Origin of the sequence: Mesorhizobium sp. M7A.F.Ca.US.005.03.2.1 (genome assembly GCF_003997795.1) — a bacterium.
Taxonomy (GTDB): domain Bacteria; phylum Pseudomonadota; class Alphaproteobacteria; order Rhizobiales; family Rhizobiaceae; genus Mesorhizobium; species Mesorhizobium ciceri.
Map to the genome: position 1 here is coordinate 1 of NZ_RZRP01001572.1, position 524 is coordinate 524.

Annotated in this window: 1 protein-coding gene; it reads right to left on the reverse strand. The window is 62.4% G+C overall.

Annotated features, from left to right (window positions below):
- Positions 1-80 precede the first annotated feature (80 nt).
- Positions 81-524, reverse strand: a 444-nt coding sequence (locus EN991_RS39210) for an invasion associated locus B family protein (protein WP_127370681.1), incomplete at its 5' end; no start/stop codon positions are given.

The following is a 524-nucleotide window of genomic DNA, read 5'->3' on the forward strand; positions in this document are numbered from 1 at the left end:
AAATGTTCTGCTGCAGTGACGCACCGCCCTGCCGCGAGACTGCGTTCAGGCGGCGCGCGCTTTAAGTCCTGCGGCTCACATCAATTGGTCAAAAGCTCCGCGGTCCGGGCAAGTGCGCCGGCGAAGCCGTTGAGCGGAATGGAAAAGCTCACCGCTTGTCCGGTGTCTGCCGCGAAAGCGTCGATCTTCAGCGTGGTGCCTGATTTCAGCAGCGGCGTGACAGTCGCATCGAACACCACCGGCACCAGACAGCCGACGACCTGGCAGGTGTTGAACGCCAGGCTGCCGTCCAGCTTCTGATCGTCGATGGTCAGGCTCACCCCCTTGGCCAGCGCCAGGCCGAACGGCAGCGCAAGCGTTCCCGTGGCATCCTCGCCGGTCTTGCTCGACAGCTCGATCGCCAGCAGGCGCTGATTGTTCTGCTTGTTGAATTGCTGATGCGACAGGCTGCAAGTTTTGGTCGCGCCTGATATCTGGCAATTGACCGTCCAGTCGCCGTGGGTTTCGGACAGTGCCGACGCGCC